The sequence below is a fragment of the Arthrobacter sp. NEB 688 genome (genome assembly GCF_013201035.1).
Taxonomy (GTDB): Bacteria; Actinomycetota; Actinomycetes; order Actinomycetales; family Dermatophilaceae; genus Phycicoccus.
In genome coordinates, this window is record NZ_CP053707.1 from 1,991,774 (window position 1) to 2,010,423 (window position 18,650).

The window sequence follows — 18,650 nt, forward strand, 5'->3', positions numbered from 1 at the left end:
GGATCGGTGACTCGCGGACTGCCCGCCAGTCTAGGACGGCCACCGCGACACGCCGGGAGGCGACGCTGAGCGGCGCCTGTGAGGTGTCGGCGTCCTCAGGCGGGGACGTAGAGGCGCACCGACGGCCCGGTGACGGTGACGGTCCCCTCGTGGGGCGCCTCCTCGCCGCGCGGCCGCTCCCACTCGCTGTCGAAGAGCACCCGGTGCGCGCCGGGCGGCAGCGTGACCTCGACGCTCCCGCCCCCGCCGTGGACGACGAGCAGCGCGGCGGTGCTGCCGTCGACCGGCGGCGCGAGGGCCATCTGGAGGACGCGGGTGCCCTCGCCGTGCCAGCGGTCGCCCATCGGCCGGCCGTCGGCGGCGTACCAGGCGACGTCGAGCGTGCCCTCGTCGTCGACCTCGCGGCCGGTCAGCCAGGTGCGCTGGCGCAGCACCGGCAGCCGCCGGCGCAGGGCCAGCAGGTGCCGGGTGGTCTCGAGGAGGTCGGCCTGCCACGGCGCGAGCTCCCAGTCGACCCACGAGACCTCGTTGTCCTGGCAGTACGGGTTGTTGTTGCCGCCCTGGCTGCGGCCGAGCTCGTCGCCGGCGGTGATCATCGGGACGCCCTGCGAGAGCAGGAGGGTCGCGAGGAGGTTGCGCAGAGCGCGGGTGCGGGCGGCGAGGACGGCGGCGTCGTCGGTCGGGCCCTCGACCCCGTGGTTCCACGAGCCGTTGCCGTCGGTGCCGTCGCGGTTGTCCTCGCCGTTGGCGTCGTTGTGCTTGCGGTCGTAGGCGACGAGGTCGGCGAGGGTCATCCCGTCGTGGGCGGTGACGAAGTTGACCGACGCGGTCGGGCCGCGGTCGCGGGCCCCGAACAGGTCGCGCGAGCCGGAGAGCCGGGTCGCGAGCTCGCGGGCGTCGTGGCCGCGCTCGCCGAGCGACTGGGCGCGCACGTCGCCGACCCAGAAGCGCCGGGTGGCGTCGCGGAAGCGGTCGTTCCACTCGAGGAACGGGGGCGGGAACTGGCCGGTGCGCCAGCCGTGGATGCCGAGGTCCCACGGCTCGGCGACCAGGACGACCCGGGAGAGCACGGGGTCGGTGCGCAGGGCGACGAGGAAGGGGTGGTCGGGGTCGTAGTCGTCGCCGCGCCCGCGGCCGAGGGCGACGGCGAGGTCGAAGCGGAAGCCGTCGACGTGGTAGGTCTGCACCCAGTGCCGCAGGCTGTCGAGGACCATCCGGCAGACGACCGGGTGGCGCAGGTCGAGGGTGTTGCCGCAGCCGGTGACGTCGATGTCGCGCCCGCGCTCGTCGAGCCGGTAGTAGGCGCGCTGGTCCAGGCCGCGCCACGAGAGCATCGCGCCGGAGCGGCTCTGCTCGGCGGTGTGGTTGTAGACGACGTCGAGGACGACCTCGAGGCCCGCCGCGTGGAGCAGCTTGACCATGCCCTTGACCTCGTCGACGACGCCCTGCGGGTCGGACGCGGCGGCGTAGCGCGCGTGCGGCGCCATGAAGCCGAGGGTGTTGTAGCCCCAGTGGTTGGTCATCCCGCGCTGCACGAGGTGCGGCTCGTGCGTGAAGGCGTGGACGGGCAGCAGCTCGATGGTCGTCACGCCGAGCGAGAGCAGGTGCTCGACCGAGGCCGGGTGCGCGAGACCGGCGTACGTGCCCCGCAGGTGCTCGGGCACGCCCGGCAGGAGCATCGTCTGGTTGCGGACGTGCGCCTCGTAGACGACCGTCTCGCTGCGCGAGCGCAGCGGCGGGGCGTCGCCCGCCCAGTCGAAGGCGTGGTCGACGACGACCCCGCGCGGCACGTGCCCGCGGCTGTCGAGCGACGAGCGCTGCTCGAGGTCGCCGCGCCACTGCTCGTCGACGCGGTGGGCGTAGACCTCCGGGCCCCACGCGACCGCGCCCTCGACGGCGCCGGCGTACGGGTCGAGGAGGAGCTTGGTCGGGTTGTGGTGCAGCCCGTGGTCGGGCTCCCACGGCCCGTCGACACGCAAGCCGTACCGCGTGCCGGGACCCATGCCGGGCACGAAGCCGAACCACCACCCGTGCGCCCGCTCGCGCAGCGCCACCCGCCGCTCGCTCGTGCCGGCGGTGTCGCCGGCCTCGAAGAGGCACACGTCGACGGCCTCGGCGTGGCCCGCGTAGACGGCGACGTCGGCGCCGCCCGGGACGAGCGTCACCCCGGGGGGCGGCGGCAGGTCACGGGTCGTGGGCCCGGGCGGGGCGGGGCGGGTGGGCACGTCAGGACCCTAGCCGGGCGGGCGCGCGGGGGTGGCGGGGTCCGGGCTCAGGCGCGCAGGGCCTCGGCGAGCTCCCGCACGTGCTCGACGAGGAGGTCCATGTCCTCGTCGGTGTGCGCGAGGGACACCAGCCACTGCTCGTCGAGACCGGGGGGCGTGAGGATGTTGCGGTTGACGCCCCACAGCCACGACAGCTCGGCCATCGCGAAGTCCGTCGCCTTGTAGTCGCGGTAGGTGCGCACCGGCGCGGTCGACCACGTGACGCAGCCCTTGACCCCGAGGCCGACGGTGTGGGCCGGCAGCTCGAAGGTGTCGATGACGTCGTCGATGCGCGACAGGGCCCGCACGTTGATCGCCTCGGTGGCGGCCAGCGCCTCGGGGGTGCAGATCTCGTCGACGGCCTTCGCGGCGGCCATGACGAGCGGGTTGCCGTTGTAGGTGCCGAAGTGGGCCATCCGGCCGTCGACGACGACCTCCATGACGTCGCGGCGACCCCCGAAGGCGGCGAGCGGCAGGCCGCCGCCGATCGACTTGGCGAGGGTGATGAGGTCGGGCTTGACGCCGAGGCGCTGCGCGGCGCCCGCGTAGCCCGCGGTGAGGCCGGTCTTCACCTCGTCGAAGAGCAGGACGACGCCGTGCTCGTCGCACAGCTCGCGCACGCCCGCGAGGTAGCCGGCGTCCGGCACGACGATCGAGAGGTTCTCGACGACCGGCTCGACGACCATGACGGCGATCTCGCGGCCGTGCTCGGCGAGGATCGCGCGCAGGCGGTCGAGGTCGTTGTAGGGGACGACGTGGACGGTGCCGGCCTCCACGTCGAAGGGCACCTCGGGCACGGGGGCCTCGGCCGGGCCGATGTCCTCGAGCGCCGGCTTGACCGACACCTGGAGGGCGTCGTAGCCGCCGTGGTAGCCGCCCTCGATCTTCACGACGGCCTTGCGCCCGGTGAAGGCGCGCGCGGCGCGGATGGCGTACATCAGCGACTCGGTGCCGGAGTTGGTGAAGCGGACCATGTCGAGGCCGAAGCGCTCGCAGAACCGCTCGCTCATCTCGGTCGCCTGCGGGGAGGGGGTGACGAAGAGGGTGCCGGTGTCGGTCAGCGCGCGCTGGACGTGCTCGACGACGGTCGGGTTGAGGTGGCCGACGAGCATCGCGCCGAAGCCCATCGACAGGTCGAGCATCCGGCGGCCGTCGACGTCGGTCAGCCACGCGCCGCGCGCGGAGGCCACCGAGACGGGGTAGGGGTCCCAGTGCTGGAAGGAGGAGGTGACGCCGAGCGGCAGCGTGCGGGCCGCGCGGGTGTTGTGCTCGCCGGACGCCGGGGTGCTCGCCGCGAACCGCTCCCACTCGGCGGCGAGGAGGGACTCCACGCGGGCGGGGTCGACCGGGCGGCTGCTCGCCGGGAGGCGGCGGTAGGTGGCCGGGTCGTGGGCGGGGTACGGGCGGGCCGGGGTGTCGGTCGCGGACATCGTCGCTGCTCCTGGGTGGTGGAATCCGTGGCGAGGGGGCTTCGGGGCCACCCATCACATATGTCTGGGGGCGAATGTACTACCGGATCCGGGGTCGGGGCGAGTCCCGGGAGGTTCGGCGCCGTGGCCCGCCCCCGGACCCGGGCCGGTCGCCGGTGGGGGAGCGGTCGATACGGTGGGGTCATGACCGACCCCACCTCGCTGCCCAACTTCCCGCCGCCCGCGAACGAGCACCCGCTGCGCGGCCGGGTCCTCGACGTCCTCGTCGACCTCGGGCTCGCCCCGAACCTCGACGGCGACGGGGACGTGGCCTTCACGGTCAACGACCAGCAGCTGTTCGTCCGCTGCACCGAGGGCGACGTCGAGATCATGCGCCTCTTCGGCCAGTGGCAGATCCAGGACGAGCTGACGGCCGACCGCCTCAAGCTCCACGAGACGTGCAACGAGCTCAACCTGCACATGAACCACGTGAAGACCGGCATCGCGGGCACGACCCTCGTCGTCACCGGCGAGCACGTCGTCACGCCGGGCGCCGACCTCTCGACGCTCACCCAGGTCTCCATCCAGGTCGTGCTCTCCGCGGTCCACCTCTGGCACCAGCGCATCCTCGGCATCGACCCCGAGACCGGCCAGCCGACCGAGGACGGGCAGTGACCGACCTCGTCCGCCTCGAGGTCGCGGACGGCATCGGGACCATCCGGCTCGAGCGGCCGCCGATGAACGCGCTCAACGCCGAGATCCAGCACGGCCTCGTCGCCGCGTGCCGCGAGGCCGCCGAGCGGCGCGACGTCGCGGCGGTCGTCGTCTGGGGCGGCGAGAAGGTCTTCGCCGCGGGCGCCGACATCAAGGAGATGGAGACGATGTCGTACACCGACATGGTCGACCACTCCGCGCTGCTCCAGGACTTCACGAAGGCGCTCGCCGGCCTGCCGAAGCCGACCGTCGCCGCCATCACCGGCTACGCGCTCGGGGGCGGCTGCGAGGTCGCGCTCGCCTGCGACTGGCGCGTGGCCGCCGACGACGCGAAGCTCGGCCAGCCCGAGATCAACCTCGGCATCATCCCCGGCGCCGGCGGCACGCAGCGCCTCGCCCGGCTCGTCGGCCCGGCGAAGGCCAAGGACCTCGTCTTCTCCGGCCGCTTCGTCGACGCGCAGGAGGCGCTGGCCATCGGCCTCGTCGACCGGGTCGTCCCGGCCTCCGAGGTCTACGAGGCGTCACGCTCGCTCGTCGCCCGCTACGTCGGCGGGCCGGCCTACGCGATCCGCGCCGCGAAGGAGGCCATCGACCGTGGCCTCGAGGTCGATCTCGAGACCGGCCTCGAGATCGAGCGGGTGCTCTTCGCCGGCCTGTTCGCCACGAAGGACCAGTCCATCGGGATGCGCCACTTCGTCGAGAAGGGCAAGGGCCCGGCCCCGTTCGAGGGCGCCTGACCCCGTGACGTGCGCGGCCGCCCTGCACCGCAGGGCGGCCGCGTCGTCGTCCGGGGCCCTGGCTCCGGTGCTCAGGCCCGGGGGAAGGCCGAGCGGACCAGGACGCGCCCGTCGTCGCCGAGGACCTCGAAGCCGCTCGCGCGCTCCCGCAGCACCGACGAGTTGAGGTTGCAGCGCATCGTCCGCTCGCCGGTGCCGACGAACTCGCCGGCGGGGAAGGCGGCGCCGTCCGGCCCGAGCACGACGACCCGGTAGCGGTCGCCGGCCGTGAAGCCGCTCGCGGTCAGCTTGACCTCGACCCCCCACGTGTGGGGGACCAGCCCGGCGCTCGCGACCAGCCCCGGGGCGCCGACGGCGACGGGGACGGCCTCGACCGGCACGACCGGCGCCGCGGGATCGGTGACCAGCCGCGTCACGCCGAGCGTGAGCGCCGCCCCGACCGCCGCCGCCACGAGCAGCGTGCCCGCCCGGCGGGCGAGCCCGGACCCGGGGGCCCCGCGCCGGGCGTCGGCGGCGACCGCCGCGCCCACCCGGTCGGCGAGGTCGGGAGGCGGCTGCGGGAGCGCCGGACGGGTCCCGCGCAGCCCGCCGAGCGCGGCCGCGACGGGCGTCAGCGCGGCGAGCTCGGCGGTGCACGCCGCGCACCCGTCGAGGTGCGCCTCGAGCGCGGGGACCTCGTCGGCGGGGAGGTCGCCCAGCACGTACGGGCCGAGCGCGGTCCGCAGCGCCTCGTGGTCGGTCGGCGTGCTCATCGCTCCACTCCCATCTCCTCCATCGCGACCCGCAGGGCCTTGAGACCGTAGAAGACCCGGCTGCGCAGGGTGCTCTCGGGGATGCCGAGCTCGGCCGCGACCTCGCCGTACGGCCGGCCGGCGAGGTGGGTCTCGGTCAGCGCCTGCCGGTGCGCCTCGCCGAGGCGCCCGAGCGCCTCCTCGACGAGCCAGCCGTGCAGGAGCGCGTCCCAGCCGTCTGTCGCGGGGGCGTGGCGCTCGAGGCCCTCGTGGTCGGACAGGTCGCGCAGCCACGGCCGGGCCTCGCGGACCCGGTGCAGGTCGATGACGACGTTCCGGGCGATGCCGAAGAGCCAGGTGCGCAGCGCGGCGACCGACGGGTCGTAGCGCTCGCGGGCGCGCCAGGCGCGCAGGAAGGTCTCCTGGACGGCGTCCTGCGCCAGGCCGCCGTCGCCGAGGCCGCGCAGGGCGAACCGGTACAGCTCGGCCCCGTGCGCCGCGTACGCCTCCCGGACGCCCTCCTCGGTGAGCGAGGAGGGCGTCCGGGGACGGCGCACGAGCATCAGGGGCCTCGGTCAGCGACCCGTCGGGACCGCGAGGTCGAGCACCTGCGTGCCGCGCGGGAACCAGCCCTCGCGGGTGGCCTTCCCGGTGAGCAGGTCGACGCGGTACAGGCCCGCCCTGCCGTCGACCTCGAGGGCGGCGTACGCGCGGTTCCTCCGGTCGATGTCCATGCCGCCCCGCGTCGCGTCGACGCCGAGCGAGCCGGTCGGGGCCAGCGAGCCGGCGTTGGCCGGCGACTGGACGACCACCTGGTCGGCCTTGGTGTCGATGTCGAAGAGCGTCGTCGCGGTCGCGGCGTCGGTGTCGGGGTTGGTGTACGCGGCGGCGGTGACCCCCGTCGAGGCGGTGGTGGCCCCGGTGACGTTGAGCGGGGTGTCGGCGATCGTCGTGCCGCCGGGGTTGACGTCGTGGCGCAGGTTCTGGCCGGTGTCGCTGATGACGCGCAGCCGGTCGGCGGCCGGGTTGAAGTCGACGCCGAAGTGCTTGCCGTCCAGGGCGACCGTCAGCCGGTTGACGAGCGTCGCCCGGGGAGCCTTCGTGAAGAGCAGGCGGCGCTCGGGGACGGCGACGGTGTAGACGCCGCCGCGGTCGCCGACGGCGTAGAGCCGGCCGTCGGCCGGACGGTGGTCGAGGCCGACGAGGCGGGTGTCCTGCGTCAGTCCGGTCACGGCGCCGAGCGAGCGGGCCGAGCCCGGGCGGTCGAGGTCGACCGAGACGAGGGTCTTCGTGCCGGCGAGGCCGACGGCGTCGGGGGAGTGCAGGAGGGTCGCGGTGGCGGCGGGGGCCATCGGCAGGGCGAGGGCGGCGGTGAGGACGCCGGCGGCGGCGAGTCGGGTGCGGTGCACGGGGAGCTCCTTCGGTCCGTGGGCTGGTACCGGTGGATACGGGGCCCGGGGGGCGCGCGTTGAACGCCGTCGCAGGTTTCTCGCGGCCGGTTCGGCGCGGGCGCGGCCGCCGGATGGCCGGCAAGGCCTGGCGCGGCGGCCGGCCGGACCCTCGACGGGGTGGTGACCGTCACGCCGACCGGGTGGTGAACGAGCGCTCACCGGCTGAGAGGATGGGAGGCGTTGTCGCGCCGGGGACCCCCGGGCGCGAGACCCCCACGACAGGAAGGGACGAGGGACGGATGAACATCGTCGTCTGCGTCAAGCACGTCCCGGACGCTCAGTCCGACCGGACGTTCCAGGAGTCCGACAACACCGTCGACCGCGCGGTCGACGGCCTGCTCTCCGAGCTCGACGAGTACGCCGTCGAGGAGGCCCTCAAGATCGTCGAGGCCGCCGGCGAGGGTGAGGTCACCGTCGTGACGGTCGGCCCCGCGGCCGCCGCCGACGCGCTGAAGAAGGCCCTCCAGATGGGTGCCCACAAGGCCGTCCACGTGCAGGACGACGCGATCCACGGCTCCGACGCCGTCGGCACCTCGCTCGTGCTCGCGAAGGCCGTCGAGAAGGCGACCGACGGCAGCCCCGAGCTCGTCCTCACCGGGATGTCCTCGACCGACGGCGTCATGGGCGTCGTCCCCGCGATGCTCGCCGAGCGCCTCGGCCTGCCGCAGGTCACCTACGCCTCGGAGCTGACCGTCGGCGAGGGCCGCGTCACCATCCGCCGCGACGGCGACGTCGCCTCCGAGACCATCGAGGCCGCGCTGCCGGCGCTCGTCTCGGTCACCGACCAGATCAACGAGCCGCGATACCCCTCCTTCAAGGGGATCATGGCCGCCAAGAAGAAGCCGGTCGAGACGTGGTCGCTGGCCGACCTCGGCGTCGACGCCGATGACGTGGGCCTCGGTGCCGCGTGGACCTCGGTCGTCGCGTTCGCCAAGCGCCCGCCGCGCGAGCAGGGGCAGATCGTCACCGACGAGGGCGAGGGCGGCGCGAAGCTGGCCGAGTTCCTCAGCGCCCAGAAGTTCCTCTGACCGCGGCCGCCCGAGACCAGGAGCACAGACCCATGGCTGAAGTACTCGTCCTCGCCGACTACGCCGGAGGGCGCCTGCGCAAGGCGACCGCCGAGCTGCTGACCCTCGCCCGCCGCCTCGGCGAGCCCTCCGCGGTGCACGTCGGCCCCGGCGCCGAGGCCGCGCAGAAGACCTACGCGAAGTACGGCGCGCACAAGGTGTACGTCGTCGACGACGCCGACGCCGCGTCCTACCTCGTGGCCCCGCAGGCCGAGGTCCTCGCGCAGCTCATCGAGAAGACCTCTCCCGCAGCGGTGCTCATCCCGAGCAACGCCGCCGGCAAGGAGATCGCCGCTCGCCTGGCCATCAAGGCCGGCTCCGGGATGATCACCGACGCCGTCGACGTGCGCGCGGGCGAGGACGGCACGCCGGAGACGACGCAGTCGGTCTTCGCCGGCTCGTACACGGTGACCGCGAAGGTCACGACCGGCACCCCGATCATCTGCGTCAAGCCGAACTCGGCGTCGATCGAGGCGGCCCCGGAGGCCGGCACGATCGAGGCCGTCGACGTCACCGTGAGCGACGCCGCGAAGGCGGCCCGCATCACCGACTCGCAGCCGAAGAAGGCCACCGGGCGCCCGGAGCTGACCGAGGCGGCCATCGTCGTCTCCGGCGGCCGTGGCACCGGCGGCGACTTCAACCCGGTCGAGGAGTTCGCCGACAGCCTCGGCGCCGCGGTCGGTGCGAGCCGTGCGGCCGTCGACGCCGGCTGGTACCCGCACAGCAACCAGGTCGGCCAGACCGGCAAGCAGGTCTCGCCGCAGCTGTACGTCGCGGCGGGCATCTCGGGTGCGATCCAGCACCGCGCCGGCATGCAGACCTCCAAGACCATCGTCGCCGTCAACAAGGACGAGGAGGCGCCGATCTTCGAGCTCGTCGACTTCGGCGTCGTCGGCGACCTCTTCGCGGTCCTCCCGCAGGCCACGACCGAGGTCAGGAAGCGCAAGGGCTGACCGGACCACCGCTCACGAGGCGGTCTCGTCGCGCGCGAGCGCGGCCGGTGAGGGGCGAGCGATCCGCTCGCCCCTCTGCCGTCCCCGGCGGCCGGTCGGGACGGGGCCGAAACGTAGACTCGACCCTCGTGACGCACTACCTCGACCACGCGGCGACCACGCCGATGCTGCCCGCCGCGGTCGAGGCGTTCGTCGAGTCGGCGAGCCGGGTCGGCAACGCGTCGTCGCTGCACACCTCGGGCCGCGCCGCCCGCAAGACGGTCGAGGAGTCGCGCGAGCGGATCGCCGCCGCGCTCGGCGCCCGGCCCTCCGAGGTCGTCTTCACCTCCGGGGGCACCGAGGCCGACAACCTCGCCGTCAAGGGCGCCTGGGCCGCGCGCCGCGACGCCGACCCGCGCCGGGTGCGCATCGTCGCGAGCGGCATCGAGCACCACGCCGTCCTCGACCCCGTCGAGCACCTCGTCGAGCAGCGCGGCGCCACGGTCTCGTGGCTCGAGCCCGACCGGTGCGGCCACCTCTCCGCCGACGACCTCGCCGCGGTCCTCGCCGAGCACGCCGACGACACCGCCCTGGTGTCGGCCATGTGGGCGAACAACGAGGTCGGCACCGTCCAGCCCGTCGCGGCGCTCGCGGCGGCCGCCCGGGCCCACGGCGTCCCGTTCCACACCGACGCCGTCCAGGCGGTCGGCCACCTGCCGGTGCGCTTCGACGACTCCGGCGCGGACCTCATGACCGTCACCGCGCACAAGCTCGGCGGGCCGCTCGGCGTCGGGGCGCTGCTCGCGCGCCGCGACGCCGTCCTCGTCCCGCAGCTGCACGGCGGCGGCCAGGAGCGCCAGGTGCGCAGCGGCACGCTCGACGCCCCGGCCGTCCACGCCTTCGCCGTCGCGCTCGACCACGCCGTCGCCACCCGCGACGTCGAGGCCAAGCGGGTCATGGCGTTGCGCGACCGGCTCGTCGAGGGCGCCCTCGCGCTCGACCTCGGCATCACGGTGAGCGGCTGCTGGCGCCCCGGCGACGCCGACGGACGCCTGCCCGGCAACGCGCACCTCCTCGTCCCCGGCTGCGAGGGCGACTCGCTCCTCTACCTCCTCGATGCCGCAGGAGTCGAGTGCAGCACCGGCTCCGCCTGCCAGGCCGGCGTGCCGCAGCCCAGCCACGTCCTGCTCGCGATGGGTTACGGCGAGACCGAGGCCCGCGGCGCGCTGCGGCTGACCCTCGGGCACACCTCGACCGACGCCGACGTCGACGCCGTCCTCGCCGCGCTGCCCGGCGTCGTCGAGCGCGCGCGGCGGGCCGGGGGCCTGCTCTGATGCGGGTCGTCGCCGCGATGTCCGGCGGGGTCGACTCCGCGGTCGCCGCCGCCCGGATGCTCGACGCCGGCCACGAGGTCGTCGGCGTCCACCTCGCCCTCTCGCGCTCGGCCGCGACCCTGCGGGAGTCCGCCCGTGGCTGCTGCACGATCGAGGACGCGGGCGACGCCCGCCGCGTCGCGGACCGGCTCGGCATCCCCTTCTACGTCTGGGACCTCGCCGCCCGCTTCGAGCGCGACGTCGTGGAGGACTTCGTCGCCGAGTACGCGGCCGGACGCACCCCCAACCCGTGCCTGCGCTGCAACGAGAAGATCAAGTTCGCCGGGCTGCTCGACAAGGCGCTGGCCCTCGGCTTCGACGCCGTCGCGACCGGTCACTACGCGCGCGTCGTCGAGGGTCCGACCGGCCGCGAGCTGCACCGGGCGGTCGACACCGCCAAGGACCAGTCGTACGTCCTCGGCGTGCTCGACGCCGACCAGCTCGCGCGAGCCTTCTTCCCGCTCGGCGACCTCACCAAGCCGCAGGTGCGCGAGGAGGCCGCCGAGCGCGGCTTCTCGGTGGCGCGCAAGCCCGACAGCCACGACATCTGCTTCATCCCGGACGGCGACACCCGCGGCTTCCTGAGCCGCCGGCTGGGGGAGCGACCCGGTGAGCTCGTCGACGCCGTGAGCGGCGAGGTCGTCGGCGAGCACGCCGGCGCCCACGGCTTCACCGTCGGCCAGCGGCGCGGGCTCGGCATCGACCGCTCCCGCCTCGACGGCGACCCGCGCTACGTCGTCGAGGTCGACGCGCCGCGCAACCGGGTGCTCGTCGGCACGGCCGACCTGCTCGGCGTCGACGTCGTCGACGGGGCGCACCTGCGCTGGTGCGGCCCGGCCCCCGAGGGTGAGGTCGCGGTCGGCGCCCAGGTGCGGGCGCACGGCGAGGAGGTGCCGGCGACCGCGCGGGTCGAGGACGGTGGCGTGCGCGTGCGGCTGGACCGGCGGCTGCGCGGGGTCGCGCCCGGGCAGTCGGTCGTCCTCTACGACGGGCCCCGGGTCGTCGGGTCCGCGACGATCACCGGGACCTCGCGTGCCGCCTGAGCCCGGTCCCGGGCAGCGGCTGGCGGCCGAGCGGGCCGCCGTCCTCGAGCGCCTCGCGGGGATGGAGGCCGACATGGAACGCCTCGTCGCGGCCTCGCAGGACTCCAACGCCGACGACGAGCACGACCCCGAGGGCCAGACCATCGCGTACGAGCGCTCACAGCTGGGCGCCCTGACCGACGGTCAGCGCACGCACCTCGCCGAGCTCGACGCCGCGCTGGCGCGGGTGGCCGCGGGCACCTACGGCGTCTGCGAGGTGTGCGGCGAGCCGGTCCCGGCCGGCCGCCTCGAGGCCCGGCCCACGGCGCGCACCTGCGTGCGGCACGCGGGCTGAGCGTCAGCCGTCGCCGCGCCGGCGCCCGCCGAGGAAGGCCAGCGCGAGACCGGCGAACGCGACGAGCGGGCCGACGACCGCCCAGAGCGTGACCCCGGTCATCGGGCTGCCGCTGACGTAGCCGAGCCCCTGGAGCATCCAGAGGACCCCCACGAGGACGAGGACGACACCGAGGACGACGGACACCGAGCGGCTCATGCCCTGCAGGCTAGCCCGTGGGCCCCGGTCCTCACCCGTCCCCGGGTCGCGGAATAGTTGAACTGTCAACTACTGTTGGACGCGGTGACCCTCCACCCCGGAGGATGACCACGAGGAGCGTGAGTGACATGCCGGCCGTGACCGTCGAGAACATCCTGACCCTGCCCCGGGTCTCCGAGCCGCTGCCGACGGCGGTCTCCCGCCCGGTGCGCTCGGTGACGACCGCCCCGCAGGGCTTCGAGGGCGAGGGCTTCCCGGTCCGCCGCGCGTTCGCCGGCGTCGACCTCGCCGCCCTCGACCCCTTCATCCACATGGACCAGATGGGTGAGGTCGAGTACGCGCCGGGCGAGCCCAAGGGCACCGCGTGGCACCCGCACCGCGGCTTCGAGACCGTCACCTACATCATCGACGGCTCGTTCGTGCACCGTGACAGCCAGGGCGGCGGCGGCGTCATCACCAACGGGGACACCCAGTGGATGACCGCCGGCTCCGGCCTGCTCCACATCGAGGTCCCGCCCGAGGAGCTCGTCATGAGCGGCGGCCTGTTCCACGGCCTCCAGCTGTGGGTCAACCTGCCCGCGAGCCAGAAGATGTCGGCGCCGCGCTACCAGGACATCCGCGGTGGCGAGGTGTCGCTGCTCTCGAGCCCGGACGGTGGGGCGCTCGTGCGCGTCATCGCCGGCGAGCTCGACGGGCACCAGGGGCCGGGCATCACCCACACGCCGATCGTCGCGCTGCACGTCACGGTGGCGCCGGGTGCGCGGGTGCGGCTGCCGTGGAACCCGGGCTACAACGCCCTGGTCTACGCGCTGAACGGCAAGGGTTCGGTCGGCCCCGACCGCCGGCCGCTGCGGATGGGCCAGCTCGCGGTGCTCGGCGGCGGCGACGTCGTCGAGGTCGGCGCGGACGAGAGCCAGGAGAGCCGCAGCCCGAGCCTCGACCTCTACATCCTCGGCGGGCGCCCGATCCGCGAGCCCGTCGCGGCGTACGGACCGTTCGTCATGAACACCCGCGACGAGCTGATCCAGGCGTTCGAGGACTTCCAGGCCGGCCGCCTCGGGACCATCCCGAGCGAGCCGCACCCGGGCCACGACGTGCTCTGACCCGCCGGCGCACCGACGCCCCCGTCACCGTGAGGTGGCGGGGGCGTCGTCGTGGGGCGGTGTCGCTCAGCGCTTCTCGCAGGCGATGCCGTCCTTGTCGCGGTCGAGACCCTTGTTGGCGCGCATGGCCTGGGCGTAGAGCGAGTCGCTCTTGCGGAAGGTCGTGACCGGCTTCCCGGAGGTGCGGTCCCTCGCCTTCGCCTTGCCGACGCCGTGCGGGTACTTCTTGTTGACGCTCGTGCAGTTCTTCCACGTGCCGGTGACGGCACCCGCGGGCGCGGCCGGGCCGATGGTGAGCGCGACGGCGACCGCCGCGACGACGGCTGCTGCGCTGGACGTGCGGGACATGGTGGTGCCTTCCCCTCCTGGTACGGACCCGGTCACGCTACCGGTGGGACGGGTTCGGCCGCAGGCGAACCCGTCAGCCGACGACGCCCTCGGCCAGCAGCGCGACGGCGGCGGCGGCCGCGGTCTCCGGGAGCCCGGCGTAGCAGACGACGAGCCCGCGCACGTCGGACTCGACGGCGTACGCCGACAGCGGGCTCACCTCGACCCCGAGGTCCGCGCACCGCCGGGCGACCTCGTGGTCGTCGGTGCCGTCCGGGAGCCGCAGGACGACGTGCAGCCCCGCGTCGACGCCCTCGAGGACGGCTCCGGGCATCCGCTCGGCGACGGCCGCCACGAGCGCGCCCCGCCGGGCCGCGTACGTCCGGCTGGCCCGCGCGTGGTGCGCCGCGAGCGCGCCCGAGGTGACGAGCTCGGCGAGGGCGAGACCGGTCGCCTCGTTGACGACGAGACCGCGCGACTCGACCGCGACGCGGAACGGGTCACGCAGGTGCCGGGGGACCGCGACCCACGCGACGCGCAGCGAGGGGGCGAGGAGCTTGGAGGCGGTGCCGACGTAGGCGACGTGGTCCTCGGCGCCGGGGAGCGAGCGCAGCGCCGGCAGCGGCGAGACGTCGTAGCGGAACTCGCCGTCGTAGTCGTCCTCGACGACGAGGCCGCCGGTCGTGCGGGCCCAGTCGAGCAGGGCCGCCCGGCGGGCCACCGGCATCCGCGCCCCCAGCGGGTACTGGTGCGACGGCGTGACGTAGACCGCGCGCGCGTCCGAGGGCACCAGGGCCGGGTCGAGGCCGTCGGCGTCGACCGGGACGGGGTGGGTGCGCACGCCCTCGGCGCCGAACGCCGTCCACGCCTCGACGTAGCCGGGGTCCTCGAGGGCCACCGTGCGGCCGACGAGCCCGAAGGCCTCGGGCAGGGCCCGGAGCGACCCACCGACGCCGGGCACGACGAAGAGGTCGTCGGGGTCGACGACGACGCCCCGGCTGCGGCGCAGGTGGTCGGCGAGGACGCCGCGCAGGCGGGTGTGGCGCGGGACCTCGCCCGCGTCGTCGCCCGGCAGGGCGTCACCGACGGCCCGCCAGGCCCGCCGCCACGCGGACCGGTCGAGCAGCGAGGTGTCGGGCCGCCCGGGGCGCAGGTCGAAGCGCGGGCCCGCGGCGGGCGGGGCCGGGAGGCTCGGGCGACCCCGGCCCGGCTCGGGGACGTGCGTGGCGGCCCCGGCGCGCGCCGCCGCGTCGGCCCCGTCGGCGACGACCGCCCCGGACCCCGCCCGTGAGACGAGGAAGCCGGCGGCCGCCAGCTCGTCGTACGCCGCGACGACCGGACCGCGCGAGACCCCGAGCGAGGCCGCGAGGGTGCGGGTGGAGGGCAGGGTGTCGCCCGGGCGCAGCCGGCCGGTGCGCAGCGCCCCGACGACGGCGTCGGCCACCCGGTGGCGCAGCGGGGCGGGGGAGTCGTCGAGGGCCAGGGGCACGTCGACGGCGCGGGGGGAGCGGGCCACGCGCCGCACCATACCGGTCCTGCCGATCTGGCCGGTCGTGGTCCTTCCGGGTGGTCCAGTGGTGTTGGCAGGATGGTCCCGTGACCCTGGAGATGCGCCCGTCGTGCGAGTGCTGCGACACCGACCTGCCCGCCGACGCCGTGGGGGCGGTCGTCTGCTCGTTCGAGTGCACGTTCTGCGCCGGCTGCGCCGAGCACCTCGACCGCGTGTGCCCGAACTGCGGCGGTGGGTTCATGCCCCGCCCGACGCGGGTCGACGACGCCCTGCGCCGCCACCCGGCGTCGACCGTGCGGGTCGTCTCCGCGGGGGAGTGCCCCGGCGCCGGCTATGCCGGTCTCGTGCCCGCCGACCGCACGCCCGAGCGGCTCGCGCGCCACGCCGAGCGTGGCAGCACCGAGCGGGCGGCGCTCGACGCGCTCCTCGACGAGGTGCTCGCCGGGACCCTGTCGACGGTCGTCGACGGGCGGCCGTGGGTCGTCCCGATGCTCTTCGCGCGCGACGGCGACCGCATCCTCCTGCACGGCTCGACCGGTGCGGGGGCGCTGCGCCGGGTCGCCGCGGGGGCCCCGGCCGCCCTGACCGTCGTGTCGGTCGACGGGCTCGTCGTCGCCCACACGACCTTCGAGTCCTCGGCCAACTACCGCTCGGCCGTCGTGCACGGCGAGCTCGTCACCCTCTCCGACGCCGAGCGCTCGCGGGCCCTCGACACGCTCTCGGACCGGCTGCTGCCCGGCCGCACCGGTGAGGTCCGCCCGATGACCCGGCGCGAGGAGGCCGCCACCCTGGCGATGGCCCTGCCGATCACCGACGGGCGCTGGCTGCTCAAGGCGCGCTCCGGCGCGCCGAGCGCCCCGGAGGAGGAGACCGGCGGCGCCTGGTGCGGCGTCGTGCCGCTGCGGACCGTGGCCGGCGCCCCCGAGCCCGCGCCGTGGACCGGCGACGCCCCGGTGCCGGTGTCGGTCGCGACGCTCGTCGGGCGGTGGTCGTGATGACCGCAGCGCCGGTGCGCGCCACCGGGATCGGCTCGTGGCCGGGCGCCTCGTCGCGCGAGGCGGTCCGTACCGTGCGCGACCTCCTCGTCGACGGCGACGGCATCGGGCTGCCCTACCTGCCCGAGACGCCCGCGCGCGGCCCGGGGTCGGACATGGTCGGCCGCGCCGCCGGGATGCTCGTCGACCTGCCGGTCGACCTCCAGCCGAGCGGCTGGCGCCTCGTCGACCGCCCGGGCCGCGACGCCGGCCGCACGGCCTCGCTCCTGCGCGAGGACCTCGACGAGCTCGCCGAGGCCTACGACGGCTGGGTCGGCCCGCTCAAGGTCCAGGTCTGCGGGCCGTGGACGCTCGCCGCCACCCTCGAGCTGAACCGCGGCGAGCGGGTCGTCACCGACCCCGGGGCCGCGGCCGACCTGCGCGCCTCCCTCGCCGAGGGGATGCTCCGCCACGTCGCCGACGTCCGCCGCCTCGTGCCCGGCGCCGAGGTCGTCCTCCAGGTCGACGAGCCGGCCCTGACCGCCGTCCTCGAGGGGTCCCTCCCGACGGCGTCGGGCTACGGCCGGGTGCGCGCGGTCGACCCGCAGACCGTGGCCGCGGGCCTGCGCGAGCTCCTCGCCGTCCACGATGGCCCGACCGTCGTCCACTCCTGCCACCCGGCCGCGCCCCTGCCGCTCCTGCGCTCGACCGGGGCGGGCGCCCTCGCGCTCGACCTCACGGCGGCCTCGCCGGCCCGCTGGGAGAGCGTCGCCGCGACCCTCGAGGCCGGCGTCGGCGTGTACGCCGGCGTGCTCGCCACCGACGGCTCGACGCCGGACACGACCGCGCACCGCACCCTCGTCGAGGGCCTCGAGCGTGCGGGCCTCGACGCGTCCGGGGTCGAGGGCCTGACGGTGACGTCCGCGTGCGGGCTCGGGGGCCGCACCCCGGCCGTCGCCCGCGACGTCCTGCGCGCGGCGCTCGACACCGCGCGCCGGCTCGTCGACGGGGCGGGGTCGTGATGGCCGAGCCCCGGGTCGCCTGGCCGGTCAAGTTCGTCGCCCTCGTCCTCATCTGGGGCTCGAGCTTCCTCCTCATGAAGGTCGGCCTCGAGACGCTGGAGCCGGTGCAGATCTCCGCGCTGCGGATCGTCACGGGCGCCGCGGTCGTCACCGCGCTGCTGGCGCTCGGGGGCGGCCGGCTGCCCCGCGGTGCGCGGGTGTGGGGGCACCTGGTCGTCTGCGGGTTCCTGCTCGCCACCCTGCCGTTCACGCTGTTCGCGCTGTCCGAGACGCGGATCTCGTCGGCGCTCGCCGGCATCGGCAACGCCGCGACGCCGATCGCCACCGTGCTCGCGACCCTGGCCATCCTGCCGGGGGCCCGCGTCACCGGCCGCCGGCTGGTCGCCGTCGGGGTGGGCTTCGTCGGCGTCGTGACGATCATGCAGCCGTGGACGACGACGCAGGGGCCGGACCTCGTCGGCTTCGCGATGGCCCTCGCCGGCGGCGCCAGCTACGGCGTCGGCTGGACCTACAACCGCCGCTTCCTCGCCGGCGCCGACCTCGGCGGCCTCGCGATGCCCGCGGCCACGCTGCTCACCGGCCTCGCGCTCATGGCGCCGACGGCGCTCGGCTGGGCGCTCACCCGGCCCGAGGGGCTCGGTGCGCTGTGGGCGCACGGCACGGCGCGTGACGTGCCGGGATGGCTGCCGCTCGCGTGCGTGCTCGTGCTCGGCGTCGTCGGGACCGGCTTCGCCTACGTGCTGCAGTTCGACGTCGTGCGCGGCGCCGGGCCGGTCGTCGGCTCGACGATCACCTACCTCATCCCGGTGGTCTCGGTCCTGCTCGGCGTCCTCGTCCTCCACGAGCGGCTCGGGGTCTGGCAGGTCGTCGGGTTCACCGTCGTCCTCGCCGCGGCGTGGGTCGTCAACCGCAACCCTCGCTCGCCCGAGGCCGTCGTCACCCGCGCGCGCGAGCGGTCAGCCCGGGTCTGAGCCCTCACCGCGGAGCTCCTCGAGCCGGCCGGCCGCGCGCCGCCAGGACCGCTGCGCGAGCAGTCCGGTCGCGACCGACAGCAGACCGAGGACGGCCAGCCCGAGCGACTCGCTGCCTCGCCCCGTCGCCGGGCCGTCCACGGTGCCCCAGGGGGTCGACGTGACGACGCCGCTGACCAGCCCGAGGGCGCCGACGACGACGACCCCGTCCCACGCGGCCGTGCGGCGGTGGTGGATCCGCCACGCCGCCACCGCGACCCATACAACGGACCCGGCGCACACGAGCGCGACCGGGACGAGCAGAAGGCGCACGGCCGGTGGCGGGTCACCCGCCGCGGGGTGCAGCGTCAGCCGCACCACCCACCCGACGAGCAGGCACAGGACGACGCCCCAGACGAGGCAGAGCCCGACCCCGGTCGCCCGCCACAGGTCGGCGGTGCGGACCTCGTGCCGGACGACCGCGAGCGGCTCCTCGGGGTGTCGAGCCACG

General features: G+C 75.4%; 20 protein-coding genes. 11 read left to right on the forward strand and 9 right to left on the reverse strand.

Annotated elements, in window-relative coordinates:
* Window positions 1–95 precede the first annotated feature (95 nt).
* On the reverse strand, window positions 96–2,225 hold the full coding sequence (glgX, locus tag HL663_RS09410; protein ID WP_173028146.1) for a glycogen debranching protein GlgX: 2,130 nt from the start codon (window positions 2,223–2,225) through the stop codon (window positions 96–98).
* Between the two features lie 47 nt (window positions 2,226–2,272).
* On the reverse strand, window positions 2,273–3,694 hold the full coding sequence (locus HL663_RS09415) for an aspartate aminotransferase family protein (protein WP_173028147.1): 1,422 nt from the start codon (window positions 3,692–3,694) through the stop codon (window positions 2,273–2,275).
* 183 nt (window positions 3,695–3,877) lie between these two features.
* Here HL663_RS09415 and HL663_RS19125 point away from each other — a divergent pair, with 183 nt between their 5' ends.
* Together HL663_RS19125 and HL663_RS19130 are read left to right on the forward strand one after the other, a co-directional pair.
* Window positions 3,878–4,348 (forward strand): T3SS (YopN, CesT) and YbjN peptide-binding chaperone 1, encoded by a 471-nt coding sequence (locus HL663_RS19125; RefSeq protein ID WP_216842708.1) that lies wholly within the window; start codon window positions 3,878–3,880, stop codon window positions 4,346–4,348.
* Window positions 4,345–5,124, forward strand: a complete 780-nt coding sequence (locus tag HL663_RS19130) for an enoyl-CoA hydratase/isomerase family protein (protein ID WP_216842709.1) — start codon at window positions 4,345–4,347, stop codon at window positions 5,122–5,124. Before HL663_RS19125 ends, HL663_RS19130 begins: the two co-directional genes overlap by 4 nt.
* Before the next feature lie 71 nt (window positions 5,125–5,195).
* Here HL663_RS19130 and HL663_RS09425 read toward each other — a convergent pair whose 3' ends face one another.
* Genes HL663_RS09425 through HL663_RS09435 form a run of 3 tightly spaced genes read right to left on the reverse strand, consistent with a single transcriptional unit; the run spans window position 5,196 to window position 7,264 of the window.
* Complete coding sequence (locus HL663_RS09425) at window positions 5,196–5,876, reverse strand: anti-sigma factor family protein (protein ID WP_173028149.1); 681 nt, start codon at window positions 5,874–5,876, stop codon at window positions 5,196–5,198.
* The gene (locus HL663_RS09430; protein WP_216842710.1) at window positions 5,873–6,412 is read right to left on the reverse strand and encodes a sigma-70 family RNA polymerase sigma factor; all 540 of its coding nucleotides are present in this window, start codon (window positions 6,410–6,412) and stop codon (window positions 5,873–5,875) included. The genes HL663_RS09425 and HL663_RS09430 overlap by 4 nt, the downstream gene beginning before the upstream one ends.
* A gap of 18 nt (window positions 6,413–6,430) precedes the next feature.
* A complete protein-coding gene (locus HL663_RS09435; RefSeq protein WP_216842711.1) occupies window positions 6,431–7,264 on the reverse strand; it encodes a DUF4394 domain-containing protein in 834 nt (277 codons plus the stop codon).
* Window positions 7,265–7,545: 281 nt separating this feature from the next.
* Between HL663_RS09435 and HL663_RS09440 the strand changes: the two genes are divergently transcribed.
* The 5 genes from HL663_RS09440 to HL663_RS09460 all read left to right on the forward strand — a co-directional run bounded on the left by HL663_RS09440 (window position 7,546) and on the right by HL663_RS09460 (window position 12,055).
* On the forward strand, window positions 7,546–8,334 hold the full coding sequence (locus HL663_RS09440; RefSeq protein ID WP_173028151.1) for an electron transfer flavoprotein subunit beta/FixA family protein: 789 nt from the start codon (window positions 7,546–7,548) through the stop codon (window positions 8,332–8,334).
* A gap of 32 nt (window positions 8,335–8,366) precedes the next feature.
* Window positions 8,367–9,326, forward strand: coding sequence for an electron transfer flavoprotein subunit alpha/FixB family protein (locus HL663_RS09445; protein ID WP_173028152.1), 960 nt, complete (start codon window positions 8,367–8,369; stop codon window positions 9,324–9,326).
* Between the two features lie 128 nt (window positions 9,327–9,454).
* Window positions 9,455–10,639 carry a cysteine desulfurase family protein gene (locus HL663_RS09450; protein WP_173028153.1) on the forward strand — a complete coding sequence of 395 codons (1,185 nt, stop codon included), beginning with the start codon at window positions 9,455–9,457 and terminating at the stop codon, window positions 10,637–10,639.
* Window positions 10,639–11,721, forward strand: a complete 1,083-nt coding sequence (mnmA, locus tag HL663_RS09455; RefSeq protein ID WP_173028154.1) for a tRNA 2-thiouridine(34) synthase MnmA — start codon at window positions 10,639–10,641, stop codon at window positions 11,719–11,721. The genes HL663_RS09450 and mnmA overlap by 1 nt, the downstream gene beginning before the upstream one ends.
* Window positions 11,711–12,055, forward strand: a complete 345-nt coding sequence (locus HL663_RS09460; RefSeq protein ID WP_286176027.1) for a TraR/DksA family transcriptional regulator — start codon at window positions 11,711–11,713, stop codon at window positions 12,053–12,055. The genes mnmA and HL663_RS09460 overlap by 11 nt, the downstream gene beginning before the upstream one ends.
* 3 nt (window positions 12,056–12,058) lie before the next feature.
* On the opposite strand, the gene HL663_RS09465 is transcribed toward HL663_RS09460, so the two are convergent.
* Window positions 12,059–12,253, reverse strand: coding sequence for a hypothetical protein (locus tag HL663_RS09465; protein ID WP_173028155.1), 195 nt, complete (start codon window positions 12,251–12,253; stop codon window positions 12,059–12,061).
* A gap of 128 nt (window positions 12,254–12,381) precedes the next feature.
* Here HL663_RS09465 and HL663_RS09470 point away from each other — a divergent pair, with 128 nt between their 5' ends.
* Window positions 12,382–13,356 (forward strand): pirin family protein, encoded by a 975-nt coding sequence (locus HL663_RS09470; protein WP_173030096.1) that lies wholly within the window; start codon window positions 12,382–12,384, stop codon window positions 13,354–13,356.
* A 66-nt stretch (window positions 13,357–13,422) separates the two neighbouring features.
* On the opposite strand, the gene HL663_RS09475 is transcribed toward HL663_RS09470, so the two are convergent.
* Both HL663_RS09475 and pdxR read right to left on the reverse strand, forming a co-directional pair.
* A complete protein-coding gene (locus HL663_RS09475) occupies window positions 13,423–13,704 on the reverse strand; it encodes an excalibur calcium-binding domain-containing protein (protein ID WP_173028156.1) in 282 nt (93 codons plus the stop codon).
* A 73-nt stretch (window positions 13,705–13,777) separates the two neighbouring features.
* Window positions 13,778–15,199, reverse strand: a complete 1,422-nt coding sequence (pdxR, locus tag HL663_RS09480; RefSeq protein WP_216842712.1) for a MocR-like pyridoxine biosynthesis transcription factor PdxR — start codon at window positions 15,197–15,199, stop codon at window positions 13,778–13,780.
* Between the two features lie 80 nt (window positions 15,200–15,279).
* Here pdxR and HL663_RS09485 point away from each other — a divergent pair, with 80 nt between their 5' ends.
* From HL663_RS09485 to HL663_RS09495, 3 genes are read left to right on the forward strand one after another with little or no spacing between them, the layout of a single operon-like run.
* Entirely contained in the window at window positions 15,280–16,188 is a 909-nt protein-coding gene (locus tag HL663_RS09485; RefSeq protein WP_286176028.1) for a DUF1272 domain-containing protein, read from the forward strand.
* Entirely contained in the window at window positions 16,188–17,189 is a 1,002-nt protein-coding gene (locus HL663_RS09490; RefSeq protein ID WP_173028158.1) for a uroporphyrinogen decarboxylase/cobalamine-independent methonine synthase family protein, read from the forward strand. The genes HL663_RS09485 and HL663_RS09490 overlap by 1 nt, the downstream gene beginning before the upstream one ends.
* On the forward strand, window positions 17,189–18,160 hold the full coding sequence (locus HL663_RS09495) for a DMT family transporter (protein ID WP_286176029.1): 972 nt from the start codon (window positions 17,189–17,191) through the stop codon (window positions 18,158–18,160). Before HL663_RS09490 ends, HL663_RS09495 begins: the two co-directional genes overlap by 1 nt.
* On the opposite strand, the gene HL663_RS09500 is transcribed toward HL663_RS09495, so the two are convergent.
* The gene (locus HL663_RS09500) at window positions 18,146–18,649 is read right to left on the reverse strand and encodes an LPXTG cell wall anchor domain-containing protein (RefSeq protein WP_173028160.1); all 504 of its coding nucleotides are present in this window, start codon (window positions 18,647–18,649) and stop codon (window positions 18,146–18,148) included. The two genes, HL663_RS09495 and HL663_RS09500, sit on opposite strands and share 15 nt — an antisense overlap.
* Between the last annotated feature and the right edge of the window lies 1 nt (window position 18,650).

What these genes read in the sequence shown, in the direction of transcription:
- HL663_RS09475 (WP_173028156.1), bottom strand. Translation starts at nt 13,704, where the DNA reads ATGTCCCGCACGTCCAGCGCAGCAGCCGTCGTCGCGGCGGTCGCCGTC.
- mnmA (WP_173028154.1), top strand. Translation starts at nt 10,639, where the DNA reads ATGCGGGTCGTCGCCGCGATGTCCGGCGGGGTCGACTCCGCGGTCGCC.
- HL663_RS09440 (WP_173028151.1), top strand. Translation starts at nt 7,546, where the DNA reads ATGAACATCGTCGTCTGCGTCAAGCACGTCCCGGACGCTCAGTCCGAC.
- HL663_RS09490 (WP_173028158.1), top strand. Translation starts at nt 16,188, where the DNA reads ATGACCGCAGCGCCGGTGCGCGCCACCGGGATCGGCTCGTGGCCGGGC.
- HL663_RS19125 (WP_216842708.1), top strand. Translation starts at nt 3,878, where the DNA reads ATGACCGACCCCACCTCGCTGCCCAACTTCCCGCCGCCCGCGAACGAG.
- HL663_RS09415 (WP_173028147.1), bottom strand. Translation starts at nt 3,694, where the DNA reads ATGTCCGCGACCGACACCCCGGCCCGCCCGTACCCCGCCCACGACCCG.
- HL663_RS09425 (WP_173028149.1), bottom strand. Translation starts at nt 5,876, where the DNA reads ATGAGCACGCCGACCGACCACGAGGCGCTGCGGACCGCGCTCGGCCCG.
- HL663_RS09495 (WP_286176029.1), top strand. Translation starts at nt 17,189, where the DNA reads ATGGCCGAGCCCCGGGTCGCCTGGCCGGTCAAGTTCGTCGCCCTCGTC.
- HL663_RS09470 (WP_173030096.1), top strand. Translation starts at nt 12,382, where the DNA reads ATGCCGGCCGTGACCGTCGAGAACATCCTGACCCTGCCCCGGGTCTCC.
- HL663_RS09445 (WP_173028152.1), top strand. Translation starts at nt 8,367, where the DNA reads ATGGCTGAAGTACTCGTCCTCGCCGACTACGCCGGAGGGCGCCTGCGC.
- HL663_RS09465 (WP_173028155.1), bottom strand. Translation starts at nt 12,253, where the DNA reads ATGAGCCGCTCGGTGTCCGTCGTCCTCGGTGTCGTCCTCGTCCTCGTG.